The 20,209-nt window shown below is 56.6% G+C and carries 16 protein-coding genes and 1 pseudogene; 14 read left to right on the plus strand and 3 right to left on the minus strand.

From position 1 onward, the window contains the following. The coding region (locus VI25_RS09370) for a M13 family metallopeptidase (RefSeq protein WP_045689936.1) at positions 1–1,976 on the minus strand (1,976 nt) is incomplete at its 3' end. A 278-nt stretch (positions 1,977–2,254) separates the two neighbouring features. Between VI25_RS09370 and xseA the strand changes: the two genes are divergently transcribed. The 4 genes from xseA to VI25_RS09390 all read left to right on the plus strand — a co-directional run bounded on the left by xseA (position 2,255) and on the right by VI25_RS09390 (position 5,623). Beyond that, positions 2,255–3,739 (plus strand): exodeoxyribonuclease VII large subunit, encoded by a 1,485-nt coding sequence (gene xseA, locus VI25_RS09375; RefSeq protein WP_055562454.1) that lies wholly within the window; start codon positions 2,255–2,257, stop codon positions 3,737–3,739. A gap of 17 nt (positions 3,740–3,756) precedes the next feature. Beyond that, complete coding sequence (gene xseB, locus VI25_RS09380; RefSeq protein WP_045689935.1) at positions 3,757–3,984, plus strand: exodeoxyribonuclease VII small subunit; 228 nt, start codon at positions 3,757–3,759, stop codon at positions 3,982–3,984. Between the two features lie 413 nt (positions 3,985–4,397). Beyond that, entirely contained in the window at positions 4,398–5,210 is an 813-nt protein-coding gene (locus VI25_RS09385; RefSeq protein WP_045689934.1) for a sensor histidine kinase, read from the plus strand. Then, entirely contained in the window at positions 5,207–5,623 is a 417-nt protein-coding gene (locus VI25_RS09390) for a response regulator transcription factor (RefSeq protein ID WP_045689933.1), read from the plus strand. Before VI25_RS09385 ends, VI25_RS09390 begins: the two co-directional genes overlap by 4 nt. 153 nt (positions 5,624–5,776) lie before the next feature. On the opposite strand, the gene VI25_RS09395 is transcribed toward VI25_RS09390, so the two are convergent. Next, on the minus strand, positions 5,777–6,139 hold the full coding sequence (locus tag VI25_RS09395) for an MGMT family protein (RefSeq protein ID WP_045689932.1): 363 nt from the start codon (positions 6,137–6,139) through the stop codon (positions 5,777–5,779). A 171-nt stretch (positions 6,140–6,310) separates the two neighbouring features. Between VI25_RS09395 and VI25_RS09400 the strand changes: the two genes are divergently transcribed. The 5 genes from VI25_RS09400 to VI25_RS09420 all read left to right on the plus strand — a co-directional run bounded on the left by VI25_RS09400 (position 6,311) and on the right by VI25_RS09420 (position 13,352). Beyond that, positions 6,311–6,805: a ferritin-like domain-containing protein gene (locus tag VI25_RS09400; RefSeq protein WP_045689931.1), complete on the plus strand. Its 495-nt coding sequence runs from the start codon at positions 6,311–6,313 to the stop codon at positions 6,803–6,805. 233 nt (positions 6,806–7,038) lie between these two features. Continuing rightward, the gene (locus VI25_RS09405; protein WP_052695476.1) at positions 7,039–8,214 is read left to right on the plus strand and encodes an efflux RND transporter periplasmic adaptor subunit; all 1,176 of its coding nucleotides are present in this window, start codon (positions 7,039–7,041) and stop codon (positions 8,212–8,214) included. A 110-nt stretch (positions 8,215–8,324) separates the two neighbouring features. Beyond that, a complete protein-coding gene (locus VI25_RS09410; RefSeq protein ID WP_045689930.1) occupies positions 8,325–11,408 on the plus strand; it encodes an efflux RND transporter permease subunit in 3,084 nt (1,027 codons plus the stop codon). Between the two features lie 51 nt (positions 11,409–11,459). Further along, positions 11,460–12,887, plus strand: coding sequence for a TolC family protein (locus VI25_RS09415; protein ID WP_052695475.1), 1,428 nt, complete (start codon positions 11,460–11,462; stop codon positions 12,885–12,887). 276 nt (positions 12,888–13,163) lie between these two features. Beyond that, entirely contained in the window at positions 13,164–13,352 is a 189-nt protein-coding gene (locus tag VI25_RS09420) for a hypothetical protein (RefSeq protein ID WP_045689929.1), read from the plus strand. Positions 13,353–13,435: 83 nt separating this feature from the next. On the opposite strand, the gene VI25_RS09425 is transcribed toward VI25_RS09420, so the two are convergent. Then, positions 13,436–14,791, minus strand: coding sequence for a zinc dependent phospholipase C family protein (locus tag VI25_RS09425; protein WP_052695474.1), 1,356 nt, complete (start codon positions 14,789–14,791; stop codon positions 13,436–13,438). 228 nt (positions 14,792–15,019) lie between these two features. On the opposite strand from VI25_RS09425, the gene VI25_RS09430 reads away from it, so the two are divergent. The 5 genes and pseudogenes from VI25_RS09430 to VI25_RS09455 all read left to right on the plus strand — a co-directional run bounded on the left by VI25_RS09430 (position 15,020) and on the right by VI25_RS09455 (position 20,207). Further along, a complete protein-coding gene (locus tag VI25_RS09430; protein ID WP_052695473.1) occupies positions 15,020–15,436 on the plus strand; it encodes a hypothetical protein in 417 nt (138 codons plus the stop codon). Between the two features lie 285 nt (positions 15,437–15,721). Then, positions 15,722–16,300: an efflux RND transporter permease subunit gene (locus VI25_RS27715; protein WP_052695472.1), complete on the plus strand. Its 579-nt coding sequence runs from the start codon at positions 15,722–15,724 to the stop codon at positions 16,298–16,300. Continuing rightward, a pseudogene (locus tag VI25_RS24015) lies at positions 16,297–18,881 on the plus strand (efflux RND transporter permease subunit). Before VI25_RS27715 ends, VI25_RS24015 begins: the two are co-directional and overlap by 4 nt. A gap of 70 nt (positions 18,882–18,951) precedes the next feature. Then, positions 18,952–19,305: a hypothetical protein gene (locus tag VI25_RS09450; protein ID WP_152981556.1), complete on the plus strand. Its 354-nt coding sequence runs from the start codon at positions 18,952–18,954 to the stop codon at positions 19,303–19,305. Beyond that, positions 19,278–20,207 (plus strand): TolC family protein, encoded by a 930-nt coding sequence (locus VI25_RS09455; RefSeq protein WP_045689927.1) that lies wholly within the window; start codon positions 19,278–19,280, stop codon positions 20,205–20,207. The genes VI25_RS09450 and VI25_RS09455 overlap by 28 nt, the downstream gene beginning before the upstream one ends. The last annotated feature ends 2 nt before the right edge of the window (positions 20,208–20,209 follow it).

A 20,209-nucleotide genomic window follows, 5' to 3' on the forward strand; every position in this document is an offset into this window, starting at 1 on the left:
ACCTGCTGGCGCAGGTACTCGGGGCGGGCGTTGGTACGCCAGATCTGAGCCCAGGCCAGGAAGAAGCGCTGCTCGGGGGTAAAACCATCGAACTTAGGTCGCGCTCCGTTGCCATAAGTTTTCTGTAGTTGCTTTTCCAGGGCTGAGTAAGCAATGTTCAACCCCCCGAGGTCAGCTAGGTTTTCACCCATGGTCAGCTTCCCGTTTACAAACACGGAGTCGAGAGGTGAGAAAGCGGAATACTGCTTCCCTACCATATCGGCGCGCTGCTCAAACTTGGCAGCATCCTCCTTGGTCCACCAGTCGCGCAGATTGCCTTCCGAGTCATACTGACGGCCTTGGTCATCGAAGCCATGGGTGATTTCGTGACCAATCACGGCGCCCATACCGCCGTAGTTTACCGCGTCATCGGCCTTGGGGTCGAAGAACGGGGGCTGCATAATGCCGGCCGGGAACACGATTTCGTTCATCGGCGGATTGTAGTAAGCATTTACCGTGGGCGGCGTCATGCCCCACTCAGCACGGTCGATGGGCTTACCAAACTTGCTGTTGTTGTCCATGATGGCCCACTTGCGAGCCGCCAGCACGTTCTGCAAGTACGACTCGCGCGAGATATTCAGGGCCGAGTAGTCCTTCCACTTGTCGGGGTAGCCAATTTTTACGGTGAAGGCGTTCAGCTTTTTCAGCGCCTCCTGCTTGGTGGTTTCGCTCATCCAGTCAGCCTTGCGGATATGCTCCCCCATGGCTTCCCGAATGTTCTGCACCATCGTCATTGCTTTGGCCTTGGTGTCGGGTGTGAAAGCCTTGTCCACGTAGAGCTGACCGAAGGCTTCACCCAGGGCGCGGTCGGTAGCGGCATTCATGCGCTTCCAGCGGGGCTGCTGCTGCTTGGCACCACTGAGTACCTGCGAAAAGCGGAACTGCTCGTCGCCAAACGCCTTGGGCAGCGCCGACGTGAGAGAGGAAGCCATGTGCCACCGCAGGTAGGTTTTCAGGTCGCCCACTGGCTCCTGCTTAAGCATGGTGCTTTCCTCTTTGAAAAACTCCGGCTGGCCTACAATTACCGTTTTAGCCGCGCCCAGCTTCATGGCGGGCAGCATGGCCGTCAGCCCCAGGTTGGGGAACTGCTTATTGGCCTCGGCCACGGTCATTTTATTGTAGTTAGCCTGGGGGTCGCGCAGGGCCACGCGGGTACGGCTAGCTTTGGCCAGGCGCGTCTCCAAGCGCATCACCGTGGCGGCATTTTTGGCGGCTGCGGCCGGGCTGTCGCCCAACAGCTTGAAGGTGTTGGTGAGGTAAGTGTTATATGCCGAGCGGATGCCTTTAGAGCGGGCATCGTCTTTCAAGTAGTAGTCACGGTCGGGTAAGCTGAGGCCGCCCTGATAGAACTGCACGGCATACTCAGTGCTTTTCTTTTCATCCTGACCCACGCCCACATAGAAAAAGGCACCGGTGCCATACAACTGCTGACGCACCAACTCATTCTGCACGCCTTTCAAGTCTTTGATAGCGTTGATGCGGGCTAGCTCGGGCTGGAGGTATTTCAAGCCGGCTTTTTCAATAGCCACCGTATCCATACCGGAAGCGTAGTAGTCCCCAACTTTTTGGGCGTTGGTGCCCTTCGCCGCTGAGGTGTTGGTTGCTGCTTCCTGCAGAATTTGCCGCATCACAGCGTTATTCTGGTCAGCCAGCAAATTGAAAGAGCCCCAGCGCACTTCCGACGCTGGAATAGGGTTGTTTTTAAGCCAGCTACCGGAGGCGTACTGGAAGAAGTTGTCGCAGGGCGATACCGAGGGGTCGATATTGGCCACGCTGATGCCTACGCCTGGGGTGGTAGCTTCCTGGGCTGGGGCGGCCGGAGCAGGTGCGGTTGTGGCGGCAGCGCTGGGAGTCGCCGTTTTGCTGGAAGCACAACCAGCCAGGGCCAAACCGGCAGCTGCCACGGTGGCCAGCGTCAGGTTATTACGGTTTTTCATGCAAAGGAATGGATTAGGGGAATGGAATGGGAAGCAAGGTAAACACAAAATCCGCGGGGGCTACGTTCAGCTTTGTGCTCTCGTATGGCCGTTTGCGGCCCGCAAAGACGTTTGCCTACCAGGGACGTTGCATTGCTTATCCGCGTTGAATGCGCCACTAGCGCCTAGCACACTAGGCCCTGCGTACGGTAGCGGGCGTGTCGTCGTCTGGCATCATTGCCCTTCCTTCGTCCTGGGTTGTGGTGCCCATGCCTGCCTTCTGCGTAACTTGCACCCACATGCCGCCTCTGTACAACCGCCGCCCAGAACCAGGGCTCTCCGCTCTTCCACCTGCCGCTTTGCCCCTAGCCGAGCTACTGGCGCGCGTGCGGCAAACGCTAAGTGAGCGGTTTGCTGATTCTTACTGGGTAGTAGCTGAAATTGCCGACCTCACCCTTCCTCGCTTCGACGGCGCCCATTGTTACCTCACCCTCACTGACCAGCATACCACGGGCCGCGGTGCCCAGCTGAAGGCCCAGGCGCGCGCTACCATCTGGAGCCAGCGTTTCCAGCAGCTCGCCCCTGCTTTCGAGGAACATACCGGCCTTACCTTACGCCCTGGCCTCAAGTTGATGCTGCGGGTACAAGTGAAGTTTCACGAGCAATTTGGCTTAAGTTTGGATGTGCTGAGCATTGACCCTACGTATACCGTGGGTGACTTAGCACGCCAGCGCCTTGAAACACTGCGGAAGCTGGAAGCCAAGGGGTTGCTAGAGCGCCAGCGCCGCCTCGTACTACCTATTGGGGTGCAGCGCGTGGCGGTCATATCTTCGCCCACGGCGGCGGGCTGGCAGGACTTTGTGCAGCAGTTGCGAGAGGCACCCTACGATTTCGCTCTTACCTTATTTCCGGCCACCATGCAGGGCGACGATGCCCCTGCCAGCATTCGGGCAGCGCTAGCATCCATTCGAGCCCGCCGACGCCAGTTTGATGCGGTAGTACTTATCCGGGGCGGGGGTTCCAAAACCGATTTGCTAGCCTTCGACGACTATGGGCTGGCAGCAGCCATTGGAGCTTTCCCATTGCCGGTACTCACTGGTATTGGTCACGAGCGCGACGAGGCGGTAGTAGACCTTACTGCCCATACTGCACTAAAGACCCCAACGGCCGTAGCCGCCTTTCTTATTGAGCGCCTAGCGCGCTTAGAGGCCGCCCTCGATGGCTACGGTAGCCGTATTCGTGAGCTGGCACTAAGCCGGGTACAAGATGCTCAGGACCACTTACGCCGCTTGGCACGACGGGCGCACCAACATGCTCGCCAGCAACTAGAGGAACAGCGCGACGCCTTGCACGCCCGCATTCGCGTAGCTGCGGCTGCTCCTCGCGCCCAATTGCGCCAGCTCGAGCAGCAGTTGTCGCGGCGACGGCACCAGTTGCACCGGGCCGCGCGGCGCGGGCTCCGGGAGCAGGAAAGCCGGTTGCGCACGCTGGGTCGCGCCTTGGCGCGCCGCTTCCGCCATCTGCATCGGCGGCGGCGGGAACAGCTTCTGCACCGGCGCTACCAGTTACAGCTTGCTACTCAGCGCCTGCTGCACGCGGCGGCCCTGCGGTTAGCCCGCTTGGAGGCAATGCCTACTGGTCCCGTGGGCACAGTGCGCCTGCTCACTCCTACTGGCAAGCCCATCATCAAAGCCTTACGTGCCGGCGACGAAGTGCTACTACGCCTACCCGACGCTGTCGTTCCTGCCCGTATTGGTGGGCAGCTTCCGCTGTTTCGCCCCTAAGTTTTTGCTTTACTCTCATGCCTCAGAACACTACCTATCGCCAAGCCATTGAAGAGCTAGAGACCATTCTGCGCGCTCTGGAAACCGATGCTGTAGACGTAGACGACCTCACGGCCCGCGTGCAGCGTTCCGCTGAGTTGATTCGCCTTTGCAAGCAGAAACTCCGCTCCGCTGAATCGGCTATTGACCAAGTTTTCGAAAATTTGGACGATGAAGATGATGCTGCATATTCAGATGAAGAATAGAGTATAGCCTCTAGCTGGTCGCTCGTCTCTCTGAGGCAGTAGCTCTTTTATAGGCTTGTTTTTCAACTGTTAAGCTCTGCCCTCAACTGAGCGTTTTACTACTTCAGCTTACCTACCGCTGCACATTTAGGCAACCAGCATAGCCGCATAGGAAAGCAAGTGAGGCCACAGAAAAAACTCAGTATATGGATGTTCCAAGCTATTCTCCTTATTTTACTACCCTCTTCCACTGATTATACTCTAGCATGCAGGCTCAGTTATACAAAATAGCTGAGGCGCAGGTGGCTGGTATAGGCAGACATTCACGGAAGAAACCGTTTTAAAAGCAAGAGTGCTATTCTGTCGCTTATGTCAAGCAGACGTTCATTTACAGCCGACTATTTATTCTCCTAGCAGCAGGGGTACTCTACCGTATGGACAGTCGGCTATTTCCCGTTTTACTGGCTACTCCAGTGCTGCTGCTCCTTGCCTTGGGCATAGTAGCCTTCGTACTGCGCTACCAGCGCCGGTTGCTACGCCAACAGGAACAAATGCGGGAAATGGGGGAAATGGCGCAACAACAAGCCCTAGAAGCGGCCCTACTAGCTCAGGAGGAAGAGCGGCGGCGCATTGCCGGCGACCTGCACGATGGAGTGGGTACTACCTTGGCTATTGTTAAGCTTCACTTGAATACACTGGCCCAACCTGAGCTAACTCAAGAGGCATCCCTACTCCTCGACCAGGCAATTGGGGAAGTGCGTCGTATATCCCGGAACCTATTGCCAGCAGCCCTGCAAAAGTTTGGGCTTCCCTTTGCCCTTGATGCGCTGGCCCGCACCATGCCCGCCGATGGCCCCACGCATATTACCCTTGAGCAGCACGGCACCCCCCGTCGCCTCGATTCTCACTACGAGCTAATTGTGTATCGGGTGGTGCAGGAGCTACTTGGCAATGGGCTCCGCCATGCCCACGCGGCACACATCGACATTCAGGTGGAGTTTGGGGTCGATACGCTGTCATTGTATTACGCTGATGATGGCGTGGGCTTCGACCCAACTGCCACCGACCAGCCTCCCCTTCCGGGAAATCGTACCGGCCTGGGACTCACCAACCTCCGCAGTAGAGTAGCCGTATTGCGGGGGGGCCTGCGCCACGAGTCGGCGCCGGGGCAGGGGAGCCGGGTTTGGATTTCTTTACCTATCCCTTATCTTTCTAAAAATCAGCCTGCTACCCCCTCTTACGCATGAACACACCTGCAATTCGCTTAGCTGTGGTGGACGACCACATCCTTTTTCGGAAGGGACTAAGCGCCCTCATCAGCGGCTTCCCAACCATGGAAGTCCTCTTCGAAGCCGGCGACGGCCAAGAAGCCTTGGAGCGCCTCGACCAAGGCCTCGTACCTGACGTGCTGCTCATGGACTTGCAAATGCCCGTATTGGATGGCCTGCAAACCGTACGGCTTCTACGCGTACAGTATCCCCAGGTGCGCACCATCATCATTTCCATGCACGACGAGCCAGAGCTAATTGACAGCCTGCGCTCAGAAGGCGCTCATGGCTACCTACTCAAAAACGCTAGCCCAGAAGAAGTGCATTCGGCTATCTTGAGCATGGTGAGCAGCCGCCCCTCGCCCTACCGCCTGCAGAAGTCTTCTATCTAGTCTTTCGCTATTCTACCTACTCCCGATTCGGCTATGAATCAAGCGGGGCTGCTTCTACTCTGAAGCAGCCCCGCTTGGTTTTTACCGGTTGGCGTACCTACCTCAGCAAGCACCTGTAAGTTGGCCTTTACCCGCCAAGGCGTGTTATTCTAGTTATTCCAGTTCCGTAGCGGGGTCCCAGAACAGCTTCTTGAATTCCACTACTTGGTCGTTTTCCACGCGTACGCCTTCCGCCTCCAAGGCTTCTTGCATGGCCGTGGGGGTAGCAAAGTGATGACGGCCCGTGAGTAGGCCGTTGCGGTTTACTACCCGCTGAGCCGGCACGTTCTCTAGGCTCAATGCCGGGGCCGCAGCTATGAGCGCGTAGCCTACCATGCGGGCACCATGTCGGGCTCCGAGGTAATGCGCAATTGCTCCGTAGGTGCTCACGCGGCCAGTTGGTATCAGGCGCACTACCTCATGCACGTCCTGAAAGAAATTACGTTCGGTTTTGGGTGAGGGAGCGGCAGTTTTCATACGTACCTGATACGGGGAACCGGTCGGGTACGATGTGGCTAAACAAGCTCAACACTAGCAAAAAACTAATTTTTTATATCAACCTACCAGGATAGCTACCCGTAAGGACAAAGGCTTGGCGGCCCTAGCGGCACTCAGCTACGTTCCACCCATTCTCTTACCTAAAAAGCTATGTCCGACAAATTAGAAACCCTGGAAGACTTATTCCAACACGAATTGCAAGACCTGTACAGTGCCGAAAACCAACTGGTAAAAGCACTACCCCAAATGGCTGCTGCTGCAAAAGATGAGCGCCTGCGCGCTGGCATTGAGCGCCACCTGCAAGAAACCGAGCAACAAATAGTACGCCTTGAGAGCATTGGCAAGTCGCTGGACATTGATCTGGACGGCGAAACCTGCAAGGCAATGGAAGGCCTCGTAAAAGAGGGCCAAAAAACTTTGTCGGAAAATGCTACCGACGAAGTAATGGATGCGGCCATCATTGCTGCTTCCCAGCGTATTGAGCACTACGAAATTTCAGGCTACGGCACGGCTGCTCACTACGCTGAGCGCTTGGGCTACGACGAAGCTGCTCAGCTTCTGCGTCAGACACTGGATGAAGAGCAATTGACGGACACCAAGCTCAATGACTTAGCTAAAAGCTATATCAACCAGAAAGCCATGTAGTGACACCTTGAGTGGGCAGAGAGAAAGGGAAGTTACTCTTCTTTCTACCGGCTCAGTGTTTCACTTCCATTAAAAAGCCTGCAACCCGCAGGCTTTTTTTGTGTCTTAACCGCATTGTTTCCCCCCAACCTTGCTTGCGAAGTAAACCCAAATTCGCTGGTTAGCGTTGTGGACTTTTGCCCGTCTGCCCCCGGACGGATTTTATTTTACCGGGCGCCCACCCTCTCGCTTGCATGCAAACTCAAGAACAAGAAGATCTGGAAGTTACTACCGCTAGCCCTACCCCTCAACGCTCCGGCGGGGCTAGCCGCCGCATCCTGTGGCTGCTGGTTACGCTTGGTATTATTGGTGCACTTGTCTTCGTGAAGATGAAGTACTTCCCTTCCCAAAATGCGGAGGCCAAAGGCGGCGGCAAAGGGGGTGCAGGCGGCGGCAAAGGCGCACCCGGCGGGGCGGGCGGTAAAGGCGGTGGGCAGAAGCTGCCGGTGCAAGTGTACGTAGTGAAAGCTACCAGCCTGGCTGATGAAGTAGCCGCTACGGGCTCCATCTTGGCCGAGGAATCGGTGGTACTGAAAAGCGAAATTTCGGGTAAAATCACTAGCCTCAACATTCGGGAAGGCCAACCGGTACGCAAAGGCCAGCTCCTGCTGACCATTAATGCCGACGAAATTCAGGCTCAGTTGCGCAAGCAGGAGTTCAATATCAAACTCTTCCGCGACCAGGAGAAGCGCCAGCGCACCCTTCTGGATAAGGAATACATCAGCGCCCAGGAATACGAACAGGCCAACAATCAACTCCTGACGGCTCAGGCCGATTTGCAGGCTCTGCGCGCTTCGCTCACCAAGGCTTACATCCGGGCGCCTTTTGATGGGGTCCTGGGTTTATCGACGATTACAGTAGGTACGTATGTGAGCCCCGGGGCCGAAATCACGACCCTTTCGCGCGTGAAACCGGTGAAAATCAGCTTCACTGTGCCTAGCCGTTTCTCTAACCTAGTGCGTACCGGTGACCCCATCACCATCACCGACGAGGCTTCCAACAAGAAGTACGAAGCTAAGGTGTATGCCCTCGACCCGCAGATTGACCCCGTGAGCCGCACCCAAACGGTGCGCGCCCGCTACGCTAATACCAACAATGAATTGCGCCCCGGTGCCTTTGTGAAGGTTAACCTGCAACTCGGCCAAACGTCAGAGGCTTTGCAGGTACCCACTGAGGCGGTTATTCCCGAGGCTGCCGGCTACAATGTGTACACTGTGCAGCAAGGCAAGATGGTGCCCAAGAAGGTGAAGATTGGCGTGCGCTCCACACGCCTGATCCAGATTACTGAAGGCGTCGCCGTTGGAGACTCAATTATCCGTACTGGTATCCTCCAGGTTAAACCTGGTGACGCCGTACGCGTCACTAAGTAATACAACCCTACCTGCGGCGAGGCAGCGGGCGGGCACGTGCTTCATGCTGGTGCGCGCCGTGCTGCTGCGTAGTAGGCTTCCCACCGCGAATCACTGCGTGAAAACAACGTATGAGCTTATCCTCCACTAGTATTAACCGGCCAGTACTCGCCATTGTGATGAGTATGGTCATTGTAATTTTCGGGGTGATTGGGTTTCGCTACCTCAGCGTCCGGGAATATCCGAGCGTAGACCCACCCATCATTACTGTATCGGCCTCTTATACTGGTGCCTCTGCCGATGTAATGCAGGGCCAGGTAACAGAACCGCTGGAAGAAGCGCTGAACGGTATTCAGGGTATTAAAAACCTCACGTCGAACAGCCGCGACGGCCGTACTCAGATTACGGTAGAGTTTGACCTGGATGCCGACCTGGAAACGGCCGCCAATGACGTGCGCGACAAAGTGTCGGGGGCTCAGGGCCGCCTACCCCGCGACATTGACCCGCCAGTAGTGAGCAAGGCCAACGCCGACTCTCAACCCATTGTGATGACCTACCTCAGTTCTAGCCAGCGCAACCTGCTGGAGCTGACGGACTACGCCAACAATACCCTGAAGGAGCGCCTGCAAACTATTCCGGGCGTATCGGAAGTGCGGGTGTATGGAGAGCGGAAGTATTCGATGCGCCTCTGGCTAGACCCCGTGAAGCTGTCGGCGCTGGGTGTAAGCCCCGTGGACGTGCAAGCAGCTCTTACCCGCGAAAACGTAGAACTGCCTAGCGGCTCGGTGCAAGGCGAAGCCACCCAGCTTACCCTCCGCACCATGGGCCGCCTTACCTCCGTGGAGGACTTCAACAACCTGATTATTCGGCAAGACGCCTCGTCTTTGGTGCGCTTGTCCGACATCGGGTACGCGGAGCTTTACCCTGAAAACGACCAGACGATTTTCAAGGTGAACGGCGTGCCAATGGTTGGCTTGGCCGTTATTCCGCAGCCGGGTTCCAACCAGATTGACATTGCTGATGAGTTCAATAAGCGTATTGAGCTCTACGGCAAGGATCTACCCAAGGATTTAGTGCTCAAGCCGGGCTTCGACAACTCAGTCTTTATCCGCAAATCCATCAATGAGGTAGAGCATACCATCATTGAGGCCTTCGTGCTGGTAGTAATTATTATCTTTCTCTTCCTGCGCGACTGGCGCTCTACCCTTATTCCGGTGGTTGCCATTCCAGTGTCGTTGGTGGGTATCTTCTTCGTGATGTACTTGATGAACTTTTCCATCAATGTGCTCACGCTACTGGCCGTGGTGTTGGCAATTGGTCTGGTAGTAGACGATGCTATTGTGGTGCTGGAAAACATTTACTCCCGCATCGAAGAGGGCGAGGACCCCAAAACTGCCGCCATCAAGGGTTCCGAGGAAATTCTCATGGCCGTTGTCAGCACTACCATTGTACTGGCGGCGGTGTTCCTGCCGGTAGTGTTCCTCACGGGTATCACGGGCCGCTTGTTCCGGGAGTTTGGCATTGTGGTGGCTGGCTCGGTATTGATTTCAGCTTTCGTGTCGCTGACTTTGACGCCCATGATGTGCTCGGTGCTGCTCAAGCGCCAAGAAAAGCACAACTGGTTTTACCGCAAAACGGAGCCTTTCTTCGAGAGGATGATTGGGGGCTACCAACACAGCTTGGAAACCTTCTTGCGCAACCGGTGGATGGCTTGGCTGGTAGTAGCTGGCACGGGCGTAGGCATCTGGTTTTTCATGAAAACTATTCCTTCGGAGTTAGCCCCAGTGGAAGACCGTAGCCGCATAAATATCAATGCTACCGGCCCCGAAGGTGCTTCCTTCGAATTCATGGATGCTTACATGGCCCAGCTTACCAAACTGGCTATGGATACGGCCGGGGAGAAAAACCTGAGTAGCGTATTTGCCGTGACGTCGCCGGGCTTTGGTGGCGGTTCTAACTCGGGTAACGCCCGCGTGTTGCTTTTCGATGCGGATGAGCGTAAGGTTAGCCAGCAGCAGATTTCCGATAAGCTAAGCAGCGGAGTGAAGAAGCTCACGGCCGCTCGTACCTCCGTATCCCAGGATCAGAGTATAGGCGGCGGAGGCGGGGGCCTACCGGTGCAGTTCGTAATTCAGACTCAGGATTTTGATAAGCTGCGCACGGCCGTACCAAAGTTCTTGGATGCTGCCCGCCAAGACCCCACGTTCCAGTTTGTGGATGTGAACCTGAAGTTCAACAAGCCCGAGCTGCGCGTAAACATCGACCGGGAAAAGGCGCAAAGCCTGGGCGTGTCGGTGCAAAGCATCAGCCAAACGCTACAGTCGGGCCTGAGTGGGCAGCGCTACGGGTACTTTATTCGGGAGGGCAAGCAGTACCAGATTATCGGGCAGGTAGCGCGGGAAGACCGCAGCCAGCCCTTAGACGTGCGCCTGCTATCCGTGAAAAACGCCAATGGCGAGCTGATTCAGCTTGACAACGTGATTCGCCTGGAAGAAAGCAGCACGCCTCCCCAGCTCTACCGCTTCAACCGCTACAACTCCGCTACCTTCTCAGCAGCTCTTGCTCCTGGCCGCACCCTCGGCGGCGGTATTGCCGCCATGCAGGCCCTGGCCGACAAAACCCTCGATGATACTTTCTCCACCGAATTATCTGGTGCCTCCCGCGACTTCCAGGAAAGCTCTTCTTCTCTGGTATTTGCTTTCGGCCTAGCCCTTGTACTAATTTACTTGGTACTGGCGGCACAGTTTGAAAGCTTCCGCGACCCCGTTATCATCATGGTGACGGTACCGCTGGCGCTTTCGGGCGCGTTGCTTAGCCTGTGGTACTTCAACCAAACGCTCAACTTGTTCTCTCAGATTGGCATTATCATGCTGGTGGGCTTGGTTACGAAAAACGGTATCCTCATCGTGGAATTTGCCAACCAGCAGGTAGAAAACGGCAAAGACTACATGACGGGCCTGATTGAGGGCGCTACTGCCCGCTTCCGGCCCATTCTGATGACCTCCTTGTGCGCCATTCTGGGCATCCTACCCATTGCCGTTGCTACGGGCGCGGGCGCTCTAAGCCGACGGGCCATGGGTATTGGGGTAGTAGGCGGCCTGTTCTTCGCCACCGCCCTCACGCTGTACGTGGTGCCGGTTATGTACTCTTACTTCGCCACGGCCAAAAAGCACAGCCAGAAGGTGGAGAAGAAACAAGAGGCCTTAGCTGCCTAATAACTACCGTTTTCCGCTCCTGCTACTCCTAAGAAGTTGTTTCCTTTCAGAATGCTCTGCTTCCGCCTACTTGTTTGTTGCCTACTGGCTAGCCCCCTGGCAGCATGGGCCCAGCAACCCACCCAGCCCACGGCCCCACCACTTGAAAAGCCCCAGTCGAAGCCCCAAACGGAAAAGCCCGAAACAGTGGCTTCTGCCCCTCAGCTTACCTTGGCCGAAGCCATCCGTATTGGGATAGAGAATAACTACGATGTGCGCCTTTCGCAGCAGGATGTGCGCATTGCGGAAAACAATGTCACCCGGGGCAACGCTGGGCAGCTACCCACGGTAGCTGGCAATTTTACTCGCACGTTCAACGTCAATAACACCCGACAGCAGCGGGAACAGTCTAACCCGGTTGTTATCAACGGGGGGCGGGCAAATGCGCTGAACACCAATGTAACGGCCAACTGGACCATTTTCGATGGGTTGGGCATGTTTATCGCCTACGACCGACTGCGCGCACTGGAACAAAGCCAGCGGCAGCTGACCCGAGCTACGATGGAGGAAACAGTAGCCAACATCATGGATGCCTACTATGCCGTGGTGCGGGAAGCTGGCAAAATCAACTCTCTAGAGGAAGCCCTCAAAATTGGGCAAGCTCGTATTGATCTGACCCAGGCCCGCGTGGATGTAGGCGTGGCCGCTAAGGTGGAAGTACTCACCGCCCGCGTCGATTACAATGCCGACCGCTCTTTATTGGTGCAGCAGCAGGAAGTGTTGAAAACGGCTAAGGTGAATCTCAATAATCTATTAGGTCGCACACCAAGCATTGATTTTCTGCCGGCTGACTCCATTGTGGTAGCCCGCACCCTCGACCGAACCACAGTAGGGCAAGCCATTCGCCAAAGCAATCCGCGCTTGCAGCAAGCCAAGATTAACACCCAAGTAGCCACGTTTGACCGCAAGCTGGTGCGCGCCAGCCGTTTTCCACAGGTTGACTTAGTAGGCGGCTACGGACTAAACCGTAACATTAATAATGCTTTCCTCATCAATACAGCTACTGGTAGTGTATTAGGCTCCAACGTTAACCGGGTGTACGGACCGAATTACGGCGTTGCTGCCTCAGTACCAATCTTTGATGGGTTCAACCGCACCCGTCTGGAACAGAACGCCCGCATTGCCGAGGCGCAAAGTCGCCTAGCCCTCGACCAGACCCAATTACAGCTCGATGCCGAAGCGGAGCAGGCATATGCTCAGTATCAGAACCGCCTTCAACTACTGGAATTGGAAGAAGGTAACATTCTGCTGGCCCGCGAAAACGTAGCTATTGCCCTGGAACGCTACCGCCTAGGCCTGCTCACCCCTCTAGACCTTCGGGTAGCACAACGCACCCAGCTCGACGCTGAAGTACGGCTGCTTGATATTCGCTACCAGGCCAAACAAGCTGAAATAGTATTGCGCCGCCTCAGCAGCGGCCTCGTTCAGCAGGGCGAGTAACCAATAAGCAAGCGTAGTATTACGCTTCAATCGGGCAATACGCAGTCTACTAGCTAAACAGGCGGCTACTAATCCTAAAAGGGGATTGGTAGCCGCCTGTTATTTTTATTCACCTAGGAAATAGTACCATTAGAAGAGATTGGCAACGCACCGACCGAAATAGCTGAAAACGGCTATATCTGTCCAGTAAGTTTGAATCACAAATACGGCGAACGGGCTTACCGGTTTGCCAAAAAAGCTTCACTCTCCTACTGCAATCCTCTTCACGCTCTGTTTATGAAAGCCTCATTCTACCGCCTGTTTTTGTTAGTTGTATTGGTAGTAACTACTGCGCTTGCTGCCTCTTCTACTGCTCAAGCTAGTCCGTTTAACCGTCTCATGCCCACGGTGCGGGCTAAGATGAAAGGCCAACAGATCGTACATCGTCCTATCTACCGTGCCTACAAGCCATACCGCCACCGCTAGGCCGTAGAGTAGTAAAATCTATACATGCACCGAGGGCCGGGCACGCAGTAGTTACGCTGCATGCGCCTCGGTGCATGTACGTGTTACTGCTGCGGTAAAGCTTGGAGCTCTTTCAGTGCCTCTATCGTTTCCTTACGCTTAGCTGCTTCTTTTTCATCTTCATCAACAGGCTCACGGGCCGGGCCGCTAAAGAAAGCCAAGATGTTTTCGCGTAAGGGCGGTGTGAGACCCGCAAAGTCTTTGTCGGCCAGCTTGCGTAGCAGTTCACCGTAGGTTTCATCTGTTAAGGCATACTCGCCGAGCTTGGTGGGTTTGCCTGTATCAAAATCGGTATTGGGTAGGCGCTGGGTGCTAACAGTGGCCGTGTCTCGGGGCTCTTTCTCTATAATTGTGCAATAGTTGCGCATCACGGACCGGAAGCTGGCTTTAAATAGTTCTTGCGCTTCTGGTGTAGGCAATTTGAAAGCGAACGGACGCAGGGGGCCTATTTTAGGCAGCACACGCACAAAGTAAGACAGAACGCGGGCGCCCGTACCTGGGTGCTCGTAGCCAGTACCGTAGCGTTTGCGGTACTCCCGCTCGCTCTCCTTGTATATGTACTCGCGGCGGCGCGCTTGGGGGCTAAGCCGGCGAATTTCTTTTTTCTGGGATTGCCAAGCTGCTCGGCTGGCAATGGGAATAAGCTGGCGCACCGCAAACCGGAAAGAGCCAACAGCCAGGTCTACATTGAAGATGATCTGGCCCAGTTCCAGCCCATACGTTTTCTGGAAGGCGCGCTCTAGCGCAGGCTTGCTCACCTGAAACCCAATGTAGCGCTGGTAGTCGCTGGTGCGGTAGCGGCCGGCGGCTACTTGTACTACATCGAAGGCAAACTCTAGCTGGGTGTGCTGAATGGGGGCTTCCTCGTAGGTGATGTTACTGCCGAACTTCGCTTTCAGATCGGGGTACACGCTGGGCATGGCCCGGTTGGTACCTTCCGGATGGCCCTTGATATCCGCCACGTAATGCGCTAGGGCACCCAGGGCAAAAGCGTACTCATTCCGATCGTGTGCCTCGTCGAGCATGTTGCGGACGAAGTCACCGGTACGCACGTAATGAGTTAGGTTGGTGAACAGCTCGGAGCCAAATGGGTAAAAACCCATGTCCTGAATAATGGACCCACCGTAGGCATAGCTCTTGGCCTCATTGAGTTGGTCTTCCGTAGCGCCGGGGTAGCGCTGTTGCAAGAGTGGCACTAAGCACGGCTGCCAACAGGAGTCGACGTTGGCTTGGTGAGTTAGAACAGAGTACGCGGCGGCGGGGCGGGCCGTGAGCCCAAGCAGGATGGCTGCCAGCCCAAAAATCCATTTTAGCATAGTAAAGAGCTTGGTCGGCCTACGTAGCTCGGCCACAAGCCCTGACTCTACGCGCTGGGCAGTGCCCTGGTTGTAGGCATGCACATTAGAACTTTGCTAGTTTTTCCCTGACCGCCAGCATACAGACACAAAATCCTCTTGATCAACTATTTACTATTGCCATAACTAAGAACCCCACCTAGTTGTAGACTACGCAGCCCTGGCCGCTCCAGAGCAGCTTTAAGACTCGTCTGAATTCATAATGTTTCCAAATTTCAGCTTTATCCTCTTTTTATAACACAACTCCTCCGCTGCGAAGTTATTTTTGCCGCTATGAAATCGGTGGTGTCGCTATTTCTGGGAGTACTTATGCTGATCAGTAGCCTGATTCCGCAGAGCGACCTATCCGAGCTGGGCAAGCTGCCCCAGTTGCTGGAGCACTACCGTTTTCACCGCGCCCTGGCAGGTGGGCACCTTTCGCCACTTGCTTTCTTGGTGTTGCACTACGGCCCGCACGGCTCCGACCACCGCCGGCACCCCTACTCCTCTCGCGACGCCGAGGGCCACCACAGCCTTCCGCTGGAACAGCACCACCACGACTGCGTGATGGTGAGCTTTATGCTACCCACCCTGCGCTTTCTGCTTTTGCCAAGCCCAGCCGAGTGGCCCACCGAGTTGTACCACATGGCCCCGGGCTCTTTGTATGCGTTTAGCGTGCATGCAGCCCTATTGCAGCCGCCTCGAGCGTAAGTAGTGTGCCGCCCCAGGCGGTAGTGCGCCCCGCGCAACCTAGGCCACTGTCACTCATACGGCTACTGGCCTATCTGGCTCTCAAGAGCCCCTCCTATTCTTTTCTTGTTCTGCCGCGCAGGTGCATAGCTGATCAGCTAGCCTCTGATGCATGCCGTTACTACTCTTTGGCGGAGTAACAGCTGAAGCGCATCGTCCCAACACGCCTTTTGGGTCCGATTCGCGTGCGTGGCCGCAGCACATTTGCCTTGAGTGCCCGCGGGCATTCCAGACCCTCCTTTCTCTATGCTTTCCCGAATCATAGCGGCTAGTATCCGCAACAAGCTGGTAGTAGCGCTGCTCCTGCTGGCCTTGGTGGCCTGGGGTGGCTACTCGGCAGCTCATCTGCCCCTCGATGCCATTCCCGACGTCACGAACAACCAAGTTCAGGTAATTACCCAATCGCCAGCCCTGGCGGCCCAGGAGGTAGAGCAACTGCTCACCGTGCCGTTGGAGCTGCAGCTGCGTACCGTACCCGGCGTCACCGAAATCCGCTCTACCTCCCGGGTCGGCCTTTCGGTAATCACCGTAGTATTCGAGGACGAAGTCAGCACGCTGGAAACCCGGCAACTGGTAGCCGAAAAGCTGCGCTCCGCTGAGGCCGACCTGGGTAGTGGCCTCGGCACGCCTACTATGGCCCCCATCACCACCGGCTTGGGCGAGATTTTCCAGTACACCCTGGGCGTGAAGCCAGGCTACGAGCACCGATACTCCCTGGCCGCTTTGCGCGATGTGCAGGACTGGGTAGTAAAGCGTCAGTTGGCTGGCGTGCACGGCGTGGTAGACGTGAGCAGCTTTGGAGCTACGTGCGCCAGTACGAAGTGAGCGTAAACCCAGAGCGTCTGAATGCCGCGGGGGTTAGCCTGCCTGAGCTCTACACCGCGCTCCAAGACAACAATGCCAACACTGGCGGCTCTTACTTAGAGCGGGGCCCCAATGCCTATTTCATTCGGGGCGAGGGCCGGGCGGCTTCCTTGCAAGACATTGGCAGCATTGTAGTGAAGCGAGTGGGTAGTAATCCACTGTTGGTGCGCGACGTTGCCGACGTGCGCTTTGGTCACTCCGTACGCTACGGCGCCATGACCCGCAACGGCCGCGGCGAAACCGTGGGCGGCATCGTGCTTATGCTCAAAGGAGCCTCCTCGGAGCAAACCATCAAAGGAGTGAAGGCCCAGGTAGCTGAGATTCAGCAGACGCTGCCGCCCGGCATTGTGGTAGAGCCGTTCCTGGACCGCACCAAGCTTATCGACAAAGCCATTCACACGGTTTCCAAAAACCTGATCGAAGGCGGCGTTATCGTGGTGGTGGTACTGCTGGTGCTACTCGGCAACCTACGGGCCGGGCTGGTAGTAGCCTCCATGATTCCGCTGTGCATGCTATTTGCACTAGCCTCATGCGCCTCTTTGGCGTGTCGGCCAACCTCATGAGTCTGGGCGCGCTGGACTTCGGGTTGATTGTGGACGGGGCCGTCATCATTGTGGAAGCCATGATTTTTCACTTGGTGCATTTCCGGGAGCGGGCCGCCAATGAAACTATGGACCAGGTGGCCGAAACGGCAGCTACCCGCATGATGCGCTCCGCTCTTTTTGGGCAGCTTATCATTCTTATCGTGTATCTGCCCATCCTAGCTCTCACCGGCATTGAGGGCAAGATGTTCCGGCCCATGGCCCTCACCGTGAGCTTTGCCATTGTGGGCGCCATGCTGCTGTGCCTCACCTACGTACCAGCCGTAGCTGCCTGGGCCCTCCGCAAAGAAGTGAAAGAAGAAGGTACCCTGGCCTACCGCATTATGGAGTTTCTGCTGCGAGGCTACCGGCCGCTTATTCGGGCAGCGCTGGGGGCGCGGGTGCTGGTGGCAGCCGTAGCGGTAGGCCTGCTGCTGCTTGCTAGCTGGCTGTTCACGCGTATGGGCGGCGAGTTTATTCCGCAGCTGGATGAGGGCGACTTTGCCGTGAACGTGACCCTTGCGCCGGGCTCTTCCCTCACCCAAAGCATTGCTACTACTACCAAAGTGCAACAGGTGCTGCTAAAGCAGTTCCCGGAGGTGTTGCAGGTAGTAGGAAAGATTGGTACGTCGGAGATTCCTACCGACCCGATGTCGCTGGAAGACTCCGACCAGATTGTGGTGCTGAAAGACCGGGCCGAGTGGACGTCCGCCGAATCCCGGGAGGAACTGGCCAGCAGAATGAGTGAGGCGCTGGCTGGTATTCCGGGCGTAAACCTAGAGTTTCAGCAACCCATCCAAATGCGCTTCAATGAGCTGATTTCGGGAGTAAAGTCGGATATCAGCATCAAGATTTACGGCGACAACCTCGATCTGCTGTATGAAAAGGCCAACGAAGCCGCTACCCTCATTCGGCCACTGGCAGGGGTAGGCGACTTGAAAGTAGAACAGATTGCTGCCCTACCCCAGCTGCGCGTCACCTACGACCGCACTAAGCTAGCCCAGTACGGCCTGCGGGTGTCGGAGCTGAATACACTGCTGCGGGCCTCGTTTGCCGGCGACATTACGGGGCAGGTGTACGAGGGAGAGCGGCGCTACGACCTGGTGGTACGCCTCGATTCGGCCCGCCGCCGTAGCCTCGACGACCTGCGCGGCCTCTACGTTGACTTGCCCGACGGCCAAAAAGTACCTCTGGAAGAAGTAGCCGATGTGTCGTTCCGCAATGCGCCTACCCAAGTATCCCGCGACAATGCCCGCCGCCGCATCAACATTGGGGTGAATGTGCGCAACCGCGACGTAGAAAGCCTGGTAGAAGAAATTCAGCAACAGCTCAGCACCCAGTTGCGGTTGCCCAGCGGCTATACGCTCCAATACGGCGGCCAATTTGAGAATCTGCAGCAGGCAAAGTCACGCTTGGCGGTAGCAGTGCCAGTAGCACTGGGGCTAATTTTCGCGCTGCTCTATTTCTCTTTCGGCTCGGTGAAACAAGCTGTGCTCATTTTCACGGGGATTCCGCTGGCTGCCATTGGGGGGATACTGGCCCTTTGGATGCGGGGTATGCCCTTTAGTATCTCGGCCGGGGTGGGCTTTATTGCCTTATTTGGCGTAGCAGTACTAAACGGCATCGTATTGGTAGCCAGTCTCAATGAGCTGGCCGTGGCCGGTGTACGCTCGGTGGAAGAACGGGTGCTTCGCGCTACGGCCGAGCGGTTCCGACCGGTACTGCTCACGGCCGCCGTGGCCTCCCTAGGCTTTCTGCCAATGGCCCTCTCCAATTCGGCCGGAGCCGAGGTGCAAAAGCCTCTAGCCACCGTTGTTATCGGGGGGCTGATTTCGGCTACCCTGCTCACGCTAGTAGTACTTCCCGTGCTCTACACCTTCTTCACCAAAGATGGCGAGGCAAGCCCCATTGCGGTAACGCCCGAAGCAGTTGAAGAAGCCAAGGAAGCGCATCATCTGTAAGCCCTGCCTTGCCCGGTTTTCCCCTGGATATGACGAGGAGGCCAACGGCCGAACCCAAGAAACTACTGCAATGCTCTATCGTCTCGTATGTGCATGTTTGCTGCTGCCCAGCCTAGTATGGGCCCAGACTACTCCCCGCACGCTACCACCGCCCCAATCTAGTACTTCCGCCCCACTAACACCAAACAGCGCGCTTTCCTTACAACAGGCCCTGCAAACAGGCCTGGGGCAAAGCTTGCTGGTGCAAACCGGAACCTTGGAAGTACAGCGCCAACGCGCCCTAAGCCGCACGGGCTACGATGTACCCCGGACGGTAATAGACTACCAATACGGTCAAATCTCAGGTCCCCTAGCGGACCAAAGCGTGAATATCGTGCAGCAGTCGCTTTGCCGGGAGTGTACTCGGCTACTCGCCGCTTGCTAGAAAGCCAAGTATCAACGGCCGAGCAGCGGGTACGGAGCCAGCGGCGGGAGTTGGCTCGCACTATTGGCAGCACGTATTACGAGTTGCTGCTGAGCTACCAGCGGGCGGCCTTGCTTCGGCGCCAAGACAGCCTATACCGCCGCGCCGCCCGCGCCGCCAGAATCCGTTACCAGACCGGCGAAACCAACCGCTTGGAACAAGTATCGGCAGAGGCCCGGTCGCGGGAGCTGCAAAACCGCCTTGCGCTTACCCGCACCGGCATTCTAGTGCAGCGGCAGCAGCTTGGTACGCTACTCAACCTAGGCCAACCCGTTACCATTGACACGGCGGCTGCCCTAGTGGCTCCGCTAGCCCCCACTGATACGGCCGGGCTTTCCGTTGGCTCTAACCCTACCCTGGCCTTGCTGGAACAGGAAGCAGAGGTAAGCCGGCGCCAAACCCGCGTGGAGCAGTTGCGGCGCCTGCCCGATGTGCGCGTGGGGTATTTCAACCAGACCATCAATAAGGAGCGAGGATTTCAGGTGGCACAAGCTGGGGTGGCGTTGCCTCTGCTCGGTGGGGTGCAGAAAGGCCGCATTCAGGCCGCCCGCATTGGCGAGCAAACGGCGGCGGCTCAGCTTCAGTACGCCACTGCCCAGCTGGCGGGCCAACTCCGGGGCATGCGTCAGCAGTTGGCCCAGGCGCGTACCTCCCTCACGTATTACGAGCAAACGGCCCTACCCCAAGCTCGCCTCATCTTGGATACTGCCGAGAAGAGCTTTCGCGCCGGCGACATTGAATACGTGGAGTACGTCGTCAATACCGAGCCAGCCTGGCAAATTCGTTTGGCCTACCTCGACCAAGTGCGCCAATACAACGAGCTGGTTTTGATGCTGCAAGCACTAACTGGCCCCGACCTGTAACA

The sequence above is a fragment of the Hymenobacter sp. AT01-02 genome (assembly GCF_000961955.2).
Classification (GTDB): domain Bacteria; phylum Bacteroidota; class Bacteroidia; order Cytophagales; family Hymenobacteraceae; genus Hymenobacter; species Hymenobacter mucosus.

What these genes read in the sequence shown, in the direction of transcription:
- xseA (WP_055562454.1), top strand. Translation starts at nt 2,255, where the DNA reads ATGCCGCCTCTGTACAACCGCCGCCCAGAACCAGGGCTCTCCGCTCTT.
- xseB (WP_045689935.1), top strand. Translation starts at nt 3,757, where the DNA reads ATGCCTCAGAACACTACCTATCGCCAAGCCATTGAAGAGCTAGAGACC.
- VI25_RS09385 (WP_045689934.1), top strand. Translation starts at nt 4,398, where the DNA reads ATGGACAGTCGGCTATTTCCCGTTTTACTGGCTACTCCAGTGCTGCTG.
- VI25_RS09390 (WP_045689933.1), top strand. Translation starts at nt 5,207, where the DNA reads ATGAACACACCTGCAATTCGCTTAGCTGTGGTGGACGACCACATCCTT.
- VI25_RS09395 (WP_045689932.1), bottom strand. Translation starts at nt 6,139, where the DNA reads ATGAAAACTGCCGCTCCCTCACCCAAAACCGAACGTAATTTCTTTCAG.
- VI25_RS09400 (WP_045689931.1), top strand. Translation starts at nt 6,311, where the DNA reads ATGTCCGACAAATTAGAAACCCTGGAAGACTTATTCCAACACGAATTG.
- VI25_RS09405 (WP_052695476.1), top strand. Translation starts at nt 7,039, where the DNA reads ATGCAAACTCAAGAACAAGAAGATCTGGAAGTTACTACCGCTAGCCCT.
- VI25_RS09410 (WP_045689930.1), top strand. Translation starts at nt 8,325, where the DNA reads ATGAGCTTATCCTCCACTAGTATTAACCGGCCAGTACTCGCCATTGTG.
- VI25_RS09415 (WP_052695475.1), top strand. Translation starts at nt 11,460, where the DNA reads ATGCTCTGCTTCCGCCTACTTGTTTGTTGCCTACTGGCTAGCCCCCTG.
- VI25_RS09420 (WP_045689929.1), top strand. Translation starts at nt 13,164, where the DNA reads ATGAAAGCCTCATTCTACCGCCTGTTTTTGTTAGTTGTATTGGTAGTA.
- VI25_RS09430 (WP_052695473.1), top strand. Translation starts at nt 15,020, where the DNA reads ATGAAATCGGTGGTGTCGCTATTTCTGGGAGTACTTATGCTGATCAGT.
- VI25_RS27715 (WP_052695472.1), top strand. Translation starts at nt 15,722, where the DNA reads ATGCTTTCCCGAATCATAGCGGCTAGTATCCGCAACAAGCTGGTAGTA.
- VI25_RS09450 (WP_152981556.1), top strand. Translation starts at nt 18,952, where the DNA reads ATGCTCTATCGTCTCGTATGTGCATGTTTGCTGCTGCCCAGCCTAGTA.